Consider the following 14,530-nt stretch of genomic DNA (forward strand, 5'->3'; position numbering starts at 1 on the left):
AGCCTGGTGACTTGTTGAAGCGATCTCGCGCGCGTCAGTTGCGCAGCGATTCCGCCAGCTTGTGTTTCAGCAGCTTTCCGGTCGACGTGGCCGGCAGCGCGTCCATGAGGATGATCTCCGACGGCCGCTTGTAGGACGTGAGCTCGGGCGCGACATGCGCCATCAAATCCTGCGCGGTTGCCGACGAGCCCTTGAGGAGCTGGACGAACGCCACGATCTCTTCATTGCCCGGGACCTGCCGTCCGACCACGGCGCACTGCACGACGTCGCGATGGGTGCTCAGCACCGCCTCGATCTCGGCCGGATAGACGTTGAAGCCGGACCGGATGATCATCTCCTTGGTGCGTCCGACGATGAACATCGCCTCGCCCTCGAAGCGCGCCAGGTCGCCCGTGTTGAACCACCCATCCGGGTCGATCGCCTTTGCCGTGAGGTCCGGCGCGCGGTAATAGCCGAGCATCACGTTCGGTCCACGGACATGCAGTTCACCGATATCGCCGTTGGTCACGATAGTGCCGTCTCGGGCCACGATTCGAGCCTCGATACCCGGCACGAGAGTGCCAACCGAATTGTCGTTGCGCGGCGCCTCCGCCCGAACGCCGGAAATGCCAGGCGAGCATTCGGTGATGCCGAAGGCGTTGCCGAGAGGAAGACCAAGCTCCTTCTCGACCCGCGCTTTGAGCTCCAAATCGAGCGGCGCACCAGCGACGCTCATCAGCCGCAGCGACCCGCGCTCCAGCCTCTGCAGGCCCGCCGTCTGCTTGTATTCGAGCAGCCGCTGGTAGGTCGCAGGCACGCCGTTCAGGAGCGTGATGCCCTCCTCTGCGAGTGCCTTGGCAAGCGCGGCGGGATTGTATTTGGTGACCAGCCGGGTGACCGCACCGACCATGAGCGTCATCGTTAGAAGCGAGATGCCGACAATGTGCGAGATCGGCAGCACGCAATACTGCACGTCGTCTGCGGTCATGCTGCGCAAAGTTGCGGTGGTCCGGGCCGAGAACAGCAGGTTCCGGTGCGTGAGCATGACGCCCTTCGGCGCTCCGGTGGTTCCGGACGTGTAGATGAGCACCGCCACCTGGCGTGCGCCGTCGGCCTCGACCGGCTCGGCCTTGGTTTCCCGGTTCAGCCCGGACACGCCGATGCTGTCGAACGGTCCGACATCCCGCAGCGGAGCCTCATAACGCGTCGCGTGTGCGGCCGCCTCTTCCGAGACCTTTGCCGTGAAGAACATCCGCCGGGCGCCGCTGTGATCCCTGATCTGGTCGAGCTCGCGCGGCGACAGGCGCGGGTTGGCGACGATCGCCCAGGCATCGAGCCGGCTTGCGGCGAGCAGGAGACAGGCCAGCGGGATCGAGTTCTCGCTGACGAGCATGATGCGATCCCCGGCCCGGATGTCGAGCGCGCGTAGCGCGTCCGCGGTGGCACCGACCGCACGGTCGAGCTCAAGATAGGTCAGTTTGGCGTTGTCATCGATCAGCGCTGTCCGATCAGGCGTGGTGGCAACATACGGGTCCATCACCTCATGGATGCGGCGCGGCAATACATCTAGAATCTCGTCTGCAGCCTGCTGCCAATTCACCAACGACACCTCCCGTTGCTGGGCCCTCTCCGGGCTCGATTTATCTGAAAGCTGATGCGCCATCAGGCGGTCTTGCGTTTCCCCGAGCTCAGTTGCATGAGGATTTCGTCCTCGACGTCGCGCAGGCTGTCCTTGCCAAAATAGATCTCATTACCGACGAAGAAGGTCGGGGAGCCAAAAGTGCCGCGGGCGACGGCGCTGCTGGTATTCTCGATCAGCTTCTTCTTGACATCATCCTGCTGGGCGCGCGCGATGATGCGATCGACGTCCAACCCTGAGGACTGGAACGCTTCGCGAAAGACCTGTGTGTCGTCCATCTTCTTGGGCTCGACCCACATGTGATGATAGGCCGCGCGGAAGTAGGACTCGAACATTCCCTCGAACTCGGCCGCGACCGCGCCGCGCATCAACGCGAGTGTGTTGACCGGGAAGAACGGGTTCATCCTGAACTTCGTGATATTGTGCCGGCGCAGGAAGCGCTCGGTCTCGCGCGCGTTGTATTCCGGCTTGTTCTTGATCCCGCGCAGCGACTCGGCGGGCGACATGTTTCCGGTCGCCTTGTAGACGCCGCCGAGCAGCACCGGCACGTAATCGAACTTCACCCCCGTACGCTGCTCGATGGCGGGCAGCGCGAGTTCGGCGAGGTAGGCGTTGGGGCTGCCGAAATCGAAGTGAAACTCGACCTTGAGCGGAGCTGCCATGGAACGCCCTTCCCTTCGATGGCGGCTACTGCCTGCCGCGCGATTGATCGTTGCGCGATTTCTATGGTTCTATTTTAGAACTGTCAATATGATCTTCATCATTCAATGGCGGATTTCCGCCGAAATTGGCGATCATATTGAAATGGCGCAAGTTCTGATTTAGAATTTATATTGATTGATGCCGCAGATGGACTGGAGACGTTGATGAAATGGGATGCCCTTGAGGAGGAGCCGTGCTCGCTGGCCCGCACCGTGGCCGTCATCGGTGATCGCTGGAGCCTGCTCATTCTGCGCGAATGTTTTCTCCGCATCCGCAGATTCGACGAATTCCAGTCGTCGCTTGGCGTGACCCGCCACCTGCTGGCCGACCGGCTGAAGAAGCTGGTGCGCTTCGGCGTGCTGCGCAGGATTCCCTATCAGGACGCGCCCAAGCGCTACGAATATATCCTGACGCAGAAAGGTCTCGACCTCTATCCGATCATCATGTCAATCGTGCATTGGGGCAATGTCCACATGGTCGACTCGCGCGGACGGCCACTGCTGCACGAGCACAAGAACTGCCACAAGATGTTTGATCCCGTCATGGTCTGCTCGGAGTGCGGCGAGCCGCTGACGGCGAAGGCGGTTCACGTCCATCCGGGCCCCGGCGCGCGGAAACCCACACGCACCGGCGCCGCCGCACGATAATCGCGAGTGCCATTCACCACTGACGCGGCCCAGCCGGTCGTTGACGATGCGCAATGGCATGTGAGCTCGGCGGCGCCACCTCAACCAATCTGCTGGAGCGAACGGCGCATCCCGATCCCAATACATCCCGATTGCTCCTGACCGCGGCCGGCGCCATGGACGGCAATGTCAGCCTGGATACACTATTCAGGCAGCAGCTGATGGACCTCGTGGCCACGCGCCTGCTGGCAGCGCATGTCGGTGTGCCGACCACGTCCCAGCCGACTCTGGGCGGCCTCTCACCGATGATGTTGCGCCGCGCAATCGAGCGCCTGCGTTCGGACAGCGACGCCGACGTATCGCTTGCGGCGCTCGCGTCTGATGCAGGTCTTTCGAGATTCCCCTTCTGCCGCGCCTTCAAGGAAAGCACCGGGCTGTCCCCACATGCATGGCGTCGCCACCAACGGCTGGAGGAAGCCAAAAATATGCTGCGCGACACCGACGCGTCCGTGCTCTCGATCGCGGTCGCGCTGGGCTATTCTTCCCAAGCCGCGTTCGGCGCGGCCTTCAGGAAGCTGACCGGAGCGACTCCGAGCACTTGGCGGCGCCATGCAGGTTCATAGCAATGGCCCGAACTCTCCATGACCGAGAGCTCCAGTTGCAAGCGGCAGAGCGCTAGTGCCAGAGGCGATCGATGGGATCTTGATTTCGTGGGTGTGGAGAACCCGCCGCTCTGCGCAGGCAAGATCGAATTTGTCGCCCAAGAAGCCGAGTGGCTTCCGCAGTTGGTTTGAACGTACAATGTAGTCAAGAGGACATATAGAATGGAGTCGGTCGCTTGTCCGGGAGGCGAGAATGCGTGCTGTACTTTGCTCGGCGTTCGATGGGATCAAATCGCTGACTGTTGGCGATGCGGCGGAGCCACAGCCTAGGCCTGACGAAGTCCTGATTGAGGTGCATGCGGCCTCGGTGAGCTACATGGACTATCTGATGGTCTCTGGTGGCTACCAAATGCGGCCGCCCCTTCCCTATGTGCCGGGAACGGACGCTGCCGGAGTGGTGGTCGCGGTGGGCAGCGAGGTCGATCGGTTTCGCCCAGGCGACCGCGTGACCTGCGAAAACTGGTATGGCGGCTTCGCAGAACGAATGACCGCGAAGGCCAGCCGAACAAGCCGGCTGCCCGACAACGTTGATTTTGGCGTGGGTTCGACCGTATTACATATTTATCTGACGGCTTATTATACGCTAGTGGATCGCGCCCGCCTTGAACCGGGCGAGACTGTTTTGGTGACGGGTGCGGCCGGTGGCGTGGGTCTTGCCTGCGTTGAGCTGGCCCACATGCTCGGCGCCCGCGTCATCGGTGCCGTCGGCGCCGCCGCCAAGACAGCGATCGTCCGCGACTACGGCGCCGAAGCAGTCATCAACTATTCCAGCGAGGACGTGCGTGACCGGATCAAGGCGCTTACCGCAGGTGAAGGAATCGACGTCTGTGTGGACAATGTAGGTGGCGCCTTGTTCCAGACACTGGCTCGCCTCATACGATGGAACGGAAGGCTGTTGCCGATCGGCTTCGCTGGCGGAGAGGTGCCCTCTCTCCCGATGAATCTTCCCCTCCTGAAGAATTATTCCGTCGTCGGCGTGTTCACCGGCGCTTGGGCGGACCGCTTTCCAGATGAGAGCTCACGCGCCGCCGACAAGATCTTGCAATGGATCAGTGAAGGTAAGCTGCGCCCTCACGTCGATCGTGTGCTGCCCTTGGAGCGAGCGGCCGAGGCGATGAGCGCCATCGAAAGCCGATCGGTCGCAGGTAGAATTGTACTTCAGGTGAGATGATCCTATGACGATCGATGTTAACTTGAGGTCATCAGCGGCCCATTCGTGATCCGGGAAGGTGGATTGATATGCAGACGCTGACAATCCCTCGCCGCTTTCGTGGTCCGCCAAATTCCGGCAACGGCGGCTATGTGTGTGGGATGCTGGCGCGCCAGATCGCCGGTGCCGCGGAAGTAACGCTACGCGCTCCGCCTCCCTTGGAGACAGAGCTGGATATTGTGGAGCTCGAGACAGGCGCGTGGGAGCTGCGCCAAGGCACGGCGGCAATAGCAAGCGGCCGGGCCGTGACGCTCGACGTCAGCCGCCTTGAGGGCGCGACCTACGCTGAGGCCCTTGACGCTGAAAAGCAAACTCCACTAAAGCCGCATGAGCATCTGTTACCTATGTGCTTCGTTTGCGGACCGGAGCGAGCGCCCGGCGACGGGTTACGGCTTTTCGCAGGGCCGCTGCGACGACAAGGCCGCAGCGGCGTGTTTGCTGTACCTTGGAGGCCTGACGCCTCTCTCGCCGCCGACGATGGGCTGGTTGCGCCTGAGTTCGTGTGGTCTGCGCTGGACTGTCCGACTGGCTATGTATCTCAGTTCGATTCCGAAACCGGGAACTTCACGGTCTTACCGATCTTGCTCGGCCGCCTTTCTGTGCGCATCGATCGCCGGCCGCGACCGGGTGAACGATGCGTGGTGACGTCCTGGAAGATTGGCAGCGAAGGCCGCCGTCTCATCGCCGAAGCTGCGCTCTTTGGTGAAGAGGAGAACCTGCTCGCAGTCGGCCGTGCCATCTGGATTGTCGTTGATCGGCAGGTTCAGCTCGGGATGAAATAGAGAGCCGCGGCTGCCGCAGGCTGGACCACGGCACGCGGCGACACATGCGGGCAATACCGATGTCAGCTTTGAGCCAAGAGCTGCCCCTCCCGCGAGGTTCCAGTTTGACCTAGCGGAGATTTGCCCAGCGACAAGCTCCCATAATCTGCTACTTTCCGGGCATGGCGGCTCCCGCGGGGAGGCAACGGTCTCGCGCAAATGCCTGGCGCATTCGTCATCGGACGCGGTACGGCGTTTACCTACAGGAACAAGCAGATCGAGCCAAGGACGCTTGGGAAGGATCTCGGCATCCGATGGGCAGTACAGGGCGCAGTGCGGCGCAATGGCAATCAAGTCCGCGTCAATGTGTCCCTCACGGATCTTCAGACCGGGCGAGACGTCTGGTCGGATTGTTTCGATGGCGACCGCGCAAGCCTCGCCACCTTGCAAGATCAGATCACCGCGCGCTTCGGTGCATTTCACGCCCAAAAGTACCCTTTGGCCCAGCCGCTGTAGAAGAGCCCAGCCCTGCGCAAGGTCAGGTTGGCCCACCGCTGATAACGGTCTGGTTGCAGGTTCGAGTCCAGCCAGGCCCGCCGAGGAAATCAGGGGCTTTACCCGAACGGATGTAGCCGATGTTACGGCTGCTAGACGAAGCGCCATATCCGAACTGACGACTGGGCTTTCGACCTTCCCGGGATGACATTCTGTCTGAAGTGTAGAACCCGTCCGATTGCGTGGAGCGATTGCGATGAGGGAGGCTACGATGGATTTTTCGCGGATGTCGGATGGGATCCGGCTGCATCACGCGCCTCATCGGCACGATGGGTACGCTGGTGACGATGAGGCGGGTCCGGCACCGAGCCCCCCCTTCCTGACCGACGCGGTCGGCGGTCCCGACCCGTTTGCAAGTCAATCTGCTGGTCCTGCAGCGGCCCCCGCGAGCCCGAATACCCAGGACACGGGCGGCCACGCCGGTAACCACGCTGCGGCGAGCCTGGATGTTTCGTCCACCATGCCCGCCTCCGGCGCATCACATTCGGGGATGGGAATTGCTACAGCCGAGAGCGGAGCCAACACGGCCGGGAACGGCGGCGATGGCTACTTTTACGGAAGTATCATTCACGCGTCCCTGTTGATCTATGAACCGATCAACATCTCGGTGAGTTTGGGATACGGCTCGGTCGCCCTGGCCGACCAGTCCAACAATTTGAATGTCGATCAATCCGCCTTTCAAATGGCCGGCGTCGGCGGCCATGGCGGCAATGGCAACATTGCATTGGGAGGGAGCATAGGTACGTCCTCAAGCTCCGGCGTGATCGCGAGCGGCGACAACGGCGCCGGAAATGGGGGCAGCGGTTATTTCTCGGGTGCATTGGTGGACGCTCCCGTGGTGATCTACCATCCGATCAATATTGGCGTGGCGGGCTCGGGCGGCACTGCGCAGGCAAGCCAATCGAACACGGTCCACATCGATCAATCGGCCACTCAGATCGCGGGCATCGGCGGAAGCGGCGGAAATGCCAACGTGGCCGCCGGCGGCAGCGTCATGACGCTCGACCCCAGTTGGGGATCAAGCAACGGAGGGGGCGTCCCGGACGTTCACACCGGCGGAAGTCAGGCCGGCAATGGTGGTGACGGCGCATTCTACGGCGGCCTCGTTCATTCCTCCGTCGTGGTTTACGACCCGATCAACATCGCAGTCGCGGGCTATGGCTCCAACACTCATTCGGTCCAGACCAACGACGCCTACGTGGATCAATCCATCATTCAGATCGCCGGCATTGGCGGGCACGGCGGCAACGGCAACGCCGCGACGGGCGGCCATGCAAGCCTGCTTTCCCATGGCCTGTGGGGCGGCTCCGACACGATCGCGACCGGTTCGAACGGCGCAGGCAATGGCGGCAACGGATATTTTGCCGGCAGCCTGGTCGATGTCAGCGTCGCGATCTATGCACCCATCAATATCGCAATTGCAGGTCCCCATTCGACGGCCGTGGCCGATCAGGTCAACAACGTGCACATCGACCAGAGTGCGGTCCAGATCGCCGGTGTTGGCGGGGACGGCGGCCACGGCAATCTCGCGCTGGGTGGCGATCTTTCCGCACATCTTCTGTCGGATCTTCACCTGATGGGTTAGCGAAACATCACGCCGCTCGCACAGGTCCGATCGCGAACTGCGTCGATGCTCTGCGCATGCAAGCTCGCCCTGCGGGCCCTCCTGGATGCTTCGAGCTCCGATGGTGCGCGACGAATGTTATACTTTCGTACGTAGGTCGACCAAGCCGGATGGTGTCCGATTTGGCATCTATCGCCACCGCGCGTGGGCGGATCAGACTTGCCGCGCGCGTCCGCCTGATCGGGATGGATGATGCACGAAAGCCAACAGAGGGAGGCACACATGATGCCCAAAGCGATCCACATTTCGGACTCGATCGAATTCAAATCGATCAGCACCGGTGGTCAGAACGTCGGAAATGGCGGTGACGGCAGCTTCAAGGGAGCTATCATCAGCAAGCCGACGCTCAACTTCGATCCGACCAACAAGGCGGTCGGTGCCGACGTGCACGTGAACACCGGCGATCACGTCAAGCAGACGGCAGATTGGGACGCCGGCGGCGCCAAGGCGACGGCCTCGTGGTTTTCGAAGGCCCATGGCGGAGACGCCGAGTCGAACGGAAGCCAGAAGTCCTACAGCGGTTACGATACCTCCAAGGTATACGCCAATACGGATGCGACCCAGATCAACAAGGTCTCGGTGGACCAGCACCAGGAAGTCGTGGCCGGCATCGGCGGAAATGGTGGAGACGGCAACGCCGCGCTGGGCGGAGAAGTGAGCTTCCACCTCGATACGTTCTGACCACCGGCTCGTCCGACTGTGCAGGATCGGTGGCCACCGCCACCGGTCCTGAAGTTCGAGCTAATACCCCGCTGATACCGTTGGCAGATGGCGTTGGCCATCGGTCAACTACGCCGGACCTCGATTTCAGGCGGTGACGATCATGCTGATGCCGCCCATTCGGCTGCCTATCCTGCCGCAGATCGGGACGCCACTGCACGCGGCCCTCCGGTCCTGCGCCGGACCTCTCGGTCTCGTATTCGCATATAGCTGCAGCTACAACCTGCTTCTGTTTGCGCCCTCCATCTATCTTCTCCAGATCTACGACCGGGTGTTGTCGAGCCGGAGCGGCGACACCTTGCTCCTGCTCACACTCATTGTCGCGATCACGGTGGTCGTCGGCAGCGTGTTCGATGCATTGCGGCGCGCCGTCCTTGGACGCCTTGGCGCCTGGCTCGACGATCGCCTTCGTCCTTGCGTGCTTTCGGCAGGCCTCGAATCGGCGCTCCGCAGCGATTGGACGCGAGCGTCTGGCGCGTATCGGGATCTCACCGTGCTGCGCCAGTTCGTCGAGTCCGGCGCATGTCCGATGCTGTTCGATGCGCTCTGGGCGCCCTTGTTCCTCCTTGTCCTGTTTCTGATCCATCCCCTGCTTGGCGTGGTGGGCGCCTGCTCCGTCGCCTTCCTGTTCGCGCTCGCGGTTGCCGGAGAGCTGGTCACGGAAGACGTTCTGCTCAGATCCGGTGCCGCGCTGTCCAGAAGCTGCGGCCGCCTTCAGACTGCAGCGAGCAACATCCACATGATCCGTGCCATGGGAATGCTCGATAGCGCTGCGCGCATGATCCACCGTGACGCGCAGCACGCCCGCAGAGAGCACGATGTGGCACTCCGTCGAGGCGAGATCGTCTCACTGGCCACCAAGCCGGTTCGTGCGCTGTCGCAGGTCCTGATCATGGGGGCTGCCGCGTGGCTCGTCCTCGATCACGGGAAGAGCCCGGCAATCATCTTTGCTGCTACGCTGATGTTCAGCCGGGCGCTCGCGCCGACCGAAAGTGCGGTCGCAGGCTGGAAATCACTCGTGACGGCGGTGAGCGCCTGTCAGCGGCTCGGCGAACTTCTCGCCGCATTCCCCGTAGCGCGGCAAGAGAGCGCCGTGGCTTTCCCGCCGCAGGCGCGAAGCGGCCTCGTCGTTGATAATGTCAGCGTGTGGCTTGCGGGGACCAACCATCTTCTGCTGAACAGCGTCTCGTTCAGCCTCATGCCCGGAGAATGCCTTGGCATTATCGGTCCGTCCGGGTCAGGCAAGTCCTTGCTCGGCCAAGTGATCGCTGGGCTGTCAATGCCGACGCATGGCCGTGTCCTCCTCGACAATACCGACGTCCCGCTGCTTCGCGAGGGCCGAAACGGCGACCGCCTCGGATATCTCCCACAGGACATCAACCTGATCGGCGACACCATCAACGACATCATCGCACGCCTTGAAGATGCCGACCGGCGGACGGTCGTCGAAGCGGCCAAGCTCGCCGGAATCCATGGGGCGATCATGCGCCTACCGGAGGGTTACGACACGGTGGTTCAGAGCGAAGCAACCTTCTCGCGCGGGTATCGGCAGCGCCTCGGTCTTGCCCGCGCCTTCTTCGGCAGTCCGCGCCTCATCGTTCTCGACGAACCCAACGCCAGCCTCGACTACGGGGGCGAGCGAATGCTCCTTGATGCCATCGAGCGCATGAAGCTCGCAGGCGTCATCCTTGTCGTCATCACTCACCGGATGGGTCTTCTCGCCGCTACGGACAAGATTGCCATCATGGAGGACGGTGCGGTCGCCGCGTTCGGCGACAGCGAGGACATCTTTGAACGGCACCTGAGCCGACCCCAGGTTACTTCGCAGATTGCGCCATGATCTGGAACTTTCTCACCACCTGGAAGCTTCCCGCCGTCTCGAGGCTTCCCGTGATCTGGGACCAGCTCATGCGAGCGCCGGCGAGCCCCCCGCCCGCCCGGCGATTTGGCGTCGTGGTGACCGCAATCGACGATTTCGAGCCTCTGGAATTTCCGTGGTGCTCGACGCCCACGCCGACCTCTCCGCGCGGAAGGCTTCGCGGTATCACCGTCGCGGGCAATCTGCTGGTGCTCTGCTTCATGCTGGGGCTCGGGACATGGGCGAGCCTCGCGCCGCTCGAGAGCGCCGCGATCGCCTCCGGCGTCGTGGAATCGGAATCGAGCCGCAAGACGATCCAGCATCTGGAAGGCGGTATCATCAGCAAGATCCTGGTTTCGGATGGCGATATCGTGCGCAGCGGCCAAACACTGGTCGCGCTGGAGGACACTAGGGCGAGCTCGGAGGTGCAAAGTCTTCAAGGCCAATTTTGGGATGCAGCTGCTCGTGCCGCTCGGCTTCAAGCCGAGCAGCAGAGATTCGAGAGGATCGCAATTCCGGACGCGCTGGAACAGGACAGCAGGCAGAGCGGCGTGGCCGCCGCTGCGGTGTCGGCGCAGCAGTTCATTTTCCAGGCGCGCCTGCAGGTTCACGAGTCGCAGCTTGCGGTCATTCGCGAACGAAGGCGTCAAGTCGAGAAGGAGATCGAAGGTCTCAAGGCTCAGGAAACCGCCGCCGGGCAGCGGGTCGACATCGTCCGGGAGGAACTGGATATGGTCGCGACCCTCGTCAACAAGGGACTCGAACGGCGGCCGCGGCTCCTGAACCTGCAGCGGGAGCTGGCCGACGTCGAGGGCCGCCGCGGCGAGATCACCGCGCAGATTTCCCGCGCCGGGCAGGTCATCAGCGAACAGCAGGCCACATTGTTCAAGCTCGAGAGCGAGAGACAGAACGAGATCGCTCAGTCGCTTCGTGAAGCACAGAGCCAGATATTCCAGCTCCGCGAGCGGTTGCTTGCGGCCAGGGATCAGCTATCGCGAACGGAGGTCAAGGCGCCCGAGGACGGTGTGATAACCGATCTGCGGGTTCATACAGCCGGCGGCGTCATCGGAGCGGGTGCTCCGCTCATGGACCTGGTGCCCCGGCAAGACCGTCTCATCGTAACCGCGCGCCTGAGGCCCGAGGACATCGATGTAGTTCATCCCGGCCTCAGTGCCGAAGTTAACCTCGTACCGTATAATCAGCGTCGCGTGCCTCGCCTGAAGGGAACCGTCGTGCACGTATCCGCAGACCGGCTCCTCGACAAGCGCACCGACCAGCCATACTACGCGACCAGGATTCGGATCGACGACGGGCAGATCGTCGCGAACGACATCCAGATCATCCCCGGCATGCCGGTTCAAGTGTTCATCACGACAGGACGCGGCACCGTGGCTCTCTACGCGCTCAGGCCCCTGCTCGACAGCTTCCGTGGCGCATTCAGAGAGGACTAAGTCTCATGCATGGGAGCCGCGCCGGGGTCATGATCGCGACTCTGCGCGGGCAACCGGCCACGCCAGCGGAGGACGGCTTCCGTGCGATTGTGCGCAGCACATTTCCTCATGATATGCTGAATGTGCATTTTGACTGTGCTTTCCGAGAGGCCCAATTTGGCGGCGATCAGCTTGTTTGGCAGGCCGAGTTCCAGTTCCGCCAGAACCTGTTGCTCGCGAGGCGTGAGATCGGTCACGCTCCTGTCGATAGCCACTCTGGTTCCCTCGCTCATCAGATATGAGGGCGCAAGCGCGCGCACATCCGGCGGCTCGAAATCCGGTATCCTGTTCATCCCGGCCACGGGCAACGGCCTGTAGGCGCCGCCGACAAGAACAAGGCGCAGGCCAGCTACCGCGATCTCGATGGGCAGCGAGGTGGAAAGAAAGCCACGCACGCCCCGCTGCATCGCGGCCTGCACGGTCGGCTCGTCGTCATGGTTTGACAGGACCACAGTGGCGGCGTTGGGACAACACTCCGCAACGAAGGCGAGATCGTCCTCAACCGAGGGATCGCCGATCGGCTTGTCCGCGATACTCAGCATCACCAGACGAACATCGCGGGCTGACGTGCAGTCCAGACCTTGGACCGTTGCCATGTCAAGGATCTCAACTTCGTCCAACTCCCTCCTGAGGACGTGCAGAATGCATGTACGAGGCAACAGGAGCGGCTCGATGATCACCAGAACCGGCAAGTGAAGCGATTCATTGAGCCGTTTTGAAGTGTTGGTTATGTCGTGCATGATGTCCTCGAGATGAAAAGAATTTCCGCGATATTCCCATTCCGTATTGCGTCTCCCCTGCTGCTGCATTCGTCCCGAATGCACCATCACGAGAGGTAGTGCCGCATCCACTGCTGGATCGCTTGAACACCTGGGTGGAAATTCTTTCCCCTCAAATCATTTTTGCGTATACCGCGCGGTGGCGCAGTCGACGCATCACCTAATTGCAGATATTTCGATACGCAGTTGAGGCCGCCGACCCTGACTTGCCGTCGACGACATATGCTTCATCCTCCTTCACGAGATATAGAAACGGCCTCTCTCCAGTCTCGCCGCCTGACGCGCTTCTTCCTTTCACGCGCCCGCAAATCGTATCCACGCGACGGCCAAGTATGTTCTTTCGCATTGCGCGCTTCACGTCGCTGAGTTCGACCGTTTCCGGATCCCCCAACTGCGTCGCGATCGCAACCTTCGCCTTGTCCAGAGCAGGATCCGACTTTTCCGCGGTCCGCTCCGGTGCCGGGACGCTGATCGTCGTCCGCGGGGACGCCGCTTTGGCAAGGTCGGCCGATCCGCGTTTCTTCGGAGATGAAGTCTTGCCGGGCTTTGCCGACGTTCCGGAATTCGATCTGACAACCGCAGGCTCTTGCGCCAACGCCGTCGGCATTGGTCGCGCGGGCTGGGCGACGGCGACCCTGTCGAAACAGGGTCGTGACGCGCACCCGAGGAAATACCCTCGGGAAGGCGCGAACCAGCCAAAGCCGATCAGGATTCCCGCCAGCACTCCGACAAAAATCAGTCCCATCCGATTCCCCTCCTCGGGAGCTCGGCTCGCATTCGTAACTTGGACTAATTCCGCGCTGGTGATCTATCTGTTGCGCAAAAGCATTAAGCGCCCATTAAGCGCGCGCCGTTGTCCGGCCCATGCCTGGATGGGCGGATGAGATCGGGCTCCAGACCCGGACCGAGGTGACCGCAAAAGGCCAATCGTGAAAGCAATCATGGCCGATTTGGTCCGCCCCTGGACTCTTCTGCAATTTGCGAGTTCATCCGAAGGTTTGCGCTACCAAACGCTGCCGATCGCCGACTCAGGGCCTTCGGGCGGGTTTCGGAGCACCGCACCGGATTCGCACCCATAACGGTCTGGTTGCGTCGGCGTTACTCAGGCCGGACATCGGAGATCAAGAACGGAAAGATCAACCGGTTCAGCCTGAGCATGCTGGTCCGGCTTGCGCAACGCGCCGAGCTGCGCCCCGGGATCAAGCTACAGAAAGCGGCGTAACAGACTGTACGTCGCGGCGCCGGCCTGGTCGCGTGGAAGCTTGACTCTCTTGCCCCGAATGTCATCGCCGGCTCAGGCGCCATACTGCTCCGTCATGTATTTCAGGTAGTTGCCGAGGTGGTGCTGCCAGAAATAGTCCAGCTTCTGGCATCCCGGCGTCCCATCGGTCGGGTTGCCGCCAGGGGTGGCGAATAGCGGCAGCAGCGAGCCGACGTCAGCATAATTCAGCGAGGCCTGAATCTGGTCGAGAATCTGTTGGATCACATCCGAGATCGTTGATCCCGTGATCGGTGCGGCGGATGCCGCGCCGAGATCGGCGGCCTTCAAATGGATGGTCTCGGAGGTCAGTCTCCGGGAAAGAGCTTCGACCCGCTGCTTGAGCCGCTTCGCCGCATCATCGCGAACGCGATTTACCGCACTCTCACCGTCGGCGGCCACCCTGCCGAGCGCGATCGTTCCCTCGGGATTGGGACTGCCGCCGAACCCACGCAGCGGATTTGGCGTGTTGAGGTTTGATATCCACTCCAGGGCAAACGGTGCCTGCGGCACCCAGTCCTGCGTCGACGTCAAACCGTATCCGTCGACGGCGGCAAGCCGCGCGTAATCGTATGCGTAATGGTCGTTGCCGGCCTTGGCGGGCGCGAAGGTATAGGCCCATGCAGCCATGGGCCACGTCAAACCGCGAAGACAACCGTATGCTACC

At 62.0% G+C, this 14,530-nt stretch carries 14 protein-coding genes and 1 pseudogene; 11 read left to right on the plus strand and 4 right to left on the minus strand.

The features are described 5' to 3' along the window. Window positions 1-34 precede the first annotated feature (34 nt). On the minus strand, window positions 35-1,579 hold the full coding sequence (locus XH80_RS05765) for a class I adenylate-forming enzyme family protein (RefSeq protein ID WP_333968647.1): 1,545 nt from the start codon (window positions 1,577-1,579) through the stop codon (window positions 35-37). 62 nt (window positions 1,580-1,641) lie between these two features. Beyond that, entirely contained in the window at window positions 1,642-2,280 is a 639-nt protein-coding gene (locus tag XH80_RS05770; protein ID WP_271597727.1) for a 2-hydroxychromene-2-carboxylate isomerase, read from the minus strand. Here XH80_RS05770 and XH80_RS05775 point away from each other — a divergent pair. From XH80_RS05775 to XH80_RS05820, 10 genes and pseudogenes are all read left to right on the plus strand, one after another. Continuing rightward, window positions 2,279-2,443: a hypothetical protein gene (locus XH80_RS05775; RefSeq protein WP_271597728.1), complete on the plus strand. Its 165-nt coding sequence runs from the start codon at window positions 2,279-2,281 to the stop codon at window positions 2,441-2,443. The two genes, XH80_RS05770 and XH80_RS05775, sit on opposite strands and share 2 nt — an antisense overlap. A gap of 41 nt (window positions 2,444-2,484) precedes the next feature. Next, window positions 2,485-2,967: a winged helix-turn-helix transcriptional regulator gene (locus XH80_RS05780; RefSeq protein WP_271597729.1), complete on the plus strand. Its 483-nt coding sequence runs from the start codon at window positions 2,485-2,487 to the stop codon at window positions 2,965-2,967. 83 nt (window positions 2,968-3,050) lie between these two features. Further along, window positions 3,051-3,569, plus strand: a pseudogene (locus tag XH80_RS05785) (helix-turn-helix domain-containing protein); the annotation flags it as partial. A 232-nt stretch (window positions 3,570-3,801) separates the two neighbouring features. Then, on the plus strand, window positions 3,802-4,779 hold the full coding sequence (locus tag XH80_RS05790) for an NADPH:quinone oxidoreductase family protein (protein ID WP_271597730.1): 978 nt from the start codon (window positions 3,802-3,804) through the stop codon (window positions 4,777-4,779). A 68-nt stretch (window positions 4,780-4,847) separates the two neighbouring features. Continuing rightward, window positions 4,848-5,600: a hypothetical protein gene (locus XH80_RS05795; protein WP_271597731.1), complete on the plus strand. Its 753-nt coding sequence runs from the start codon at window positions 4,848-4,850 to the stop codon at window positions 5,598-5,600. 198 nt (window positions 5,601-5,798) lie between these two features. Next, window positions 5,799-6,095: a hypothetical protein gene (locus XH80_RS05800; RefSeq protein WP_271597732.1), complete on the plus strand. Its 297-nt coding sequence runs from the start codon at window positions 5,799-5,801 to the stop codon at window positions 6,093-6,095. 250 nt (window positions 6,096-6,345) lie between these two features. Further along, window positions 6,346-7,719 carry a hypothetical protein gene (locus XH80_RS05805; protein ID WP_271597733.1) on the plus strand — a complete coding sequence of 458 codons (1,374 nt, stop codon included), beginning with the start codon at window positions 6,346-6,348 and terminating at the stop codon, window positions 7,717-7,719. A gap of 261 nt (window positions 7,720-7,980) precedes the next feature. Next, window positions 7,981-8,439 (plus strand): hypothetical protein, encoded by a 459-nt coding sequence (locus XH80_RS05810; RefSeq protein ID WP_271597734.1) that lies wholly within the window; start codon window positions 7,981-7,983, stop codon window positions 8,437-8,439. Between the two features lie 142 nt (window positions 8,440-8,581). Next, window positions 8,582-10,318, plus strand: a complete 1,737-nt coding sequence (locus XH80_RS05815; protein ID WP_271597741.1) for a type I secretion system permease/ATPase — start codon at window positions 8,582-8,584, stop codon at window positions 10,316-10,318. A 50-nt stretch (window positions 10,319-10,368) separates the two neighbouring features. Continuing rightward, window positions 10,369-11,787 (plus strand): HlyD family type I secretion periplasmic adaptor subunit, encoded by a 1,419-nt coding sequence (locus XH80_RS05820; protein ID WP_271597735.1) that lies wholly within the window; start codon window positions 10,369-10,371, stop codon window positions 11,785-11,787. On the opposite strand, the gene XH80_RS05825 is transcribed toward XH80_RS05820, so the two are convergent. Then, on the minus strand, window positions 11,784-12,677 hold the full coding sequence (locus tag XH80_RS05825) for a response regulator transcription factor (protein ID WP_271597736.1): 894 nt from the start codon (window positions 12,675-12,677) through the stop codon (window positions 11,784-11,786). The two genes, XH80_RS05820 and XH80_RS05825, sit on opposite strands and share 4 nt — an antisense overlap. A gap of 260 nt (window positions 12,678-12,937) precedes the next feature. Here XH80_RS05825 and XH80_RS05830 point away from each other — a divergent pair, with 260 nt between their 5' ends. Further along, window positions 12,938-13,489, plus strand: a complete 552-nt coding sequence (locus XH80_RS05830) for a hypothetical protein (protein ID WP_271597737.1) — start codon at window positions 12,938-12,940, stop codon at window positions 13,487-13,489. A gap of 410 nt (window positions 13,490-13,899) precedes the next feature. Here the strand turns inward: XH80_RS05830 and XH80_RS05835 are convergent. Further along, a partial coding sequence (locus XH80_RS05835; protein WP_271597738.1) for a hypothetical protein occupies window positions 13,900-14,530 on the minus strand: 631 nt, incomplete at its 5' end.

The sequence above is a fragment of the Bradyrhizobium sp. CCBAU 45384 genome (genome assembly GCF_028128665.1).
GTDB lineage: Bacteria > Pseudomonadota > Alphaproteobacteria > Rhizobiales > Xanthobacteraceae > Bradyrhizobium > Bradyrhizobium manausense.

Excerpts from the sequence above, each read along its gene's own strand:
- XH80_RS05795 (WP_271597731.1), top strand. The coding sequence starts at position 4,848 with ATGCAGACGCTGACAATCCCTCGCCGCTTTCGTGGTCCGCCAAATTCC.
- XH80_RS05800 (WP_271597732.1), top strand. The coding sequence starts at position 5,799 with ATGCCTGGCGCATTCGTCATCGGACGCGGTACGGCGTTTACCTACAGG.
- XH80_RS05790 (WP_271597730.1), top strand. The coding sequence starts at position 3,802 with ATGCGTGCTGTACTTTGCTCGGCGTTCGATGGGATCAAATCGCTGACT.
- XH80_RS05770 (WP_271597727.1), bottom strand. The coding sequence starts at position 2,280 with ATGGCAGCTCCGCTCAAGGTCGAGTTTCACTTCGATTTCGGCAGCCCC.
- XH80_RS05775 (WP_271597728.1), top strand. The coding sequence starts at position 2,279 with ATGGAACGCCCTTCCCTTCGATGGCGGCTACTGCCTGCCGCGCGATTG.
- XH80_RS05805 (WP_271597733.1), top strand. The coding sequence starts at position 6,346 with ATGGATTTTTCGCGGATGTCGGATGGGATCCGGCTGCATCACGCGCCT.
- XH80_RS05815 (WP_271597741.1), top strand. The coding sequence starts at position 8,582 with ATGCTGATGCCGCCCATTCGGCTGCCTATCCTGCCGCAGATCGGGACG.
- XH80_RS05810 (WP_271597734.1), top strand. The coding sequence starts at position 7,981 with ATGATGCCCAAAGCGATCCACATTTCGGACTCGATCGAATTCAAATCG.
- XH80_RS05780 (WP_271597729.1), top strand. The coding sequence starts at position 2,485 with ATGAAATGGGATGCCCTTGAGGAGGAGCCGTGCTCGCTGGCCCGCACC.
- XH80_RS05830 (WP_271597737.1), top strand. The coding sequence starts at position 12,938 with ATGTTCTTTCGCATTGCGCGCTTCACGTCGCTGAGTTCGACCGTTTCC.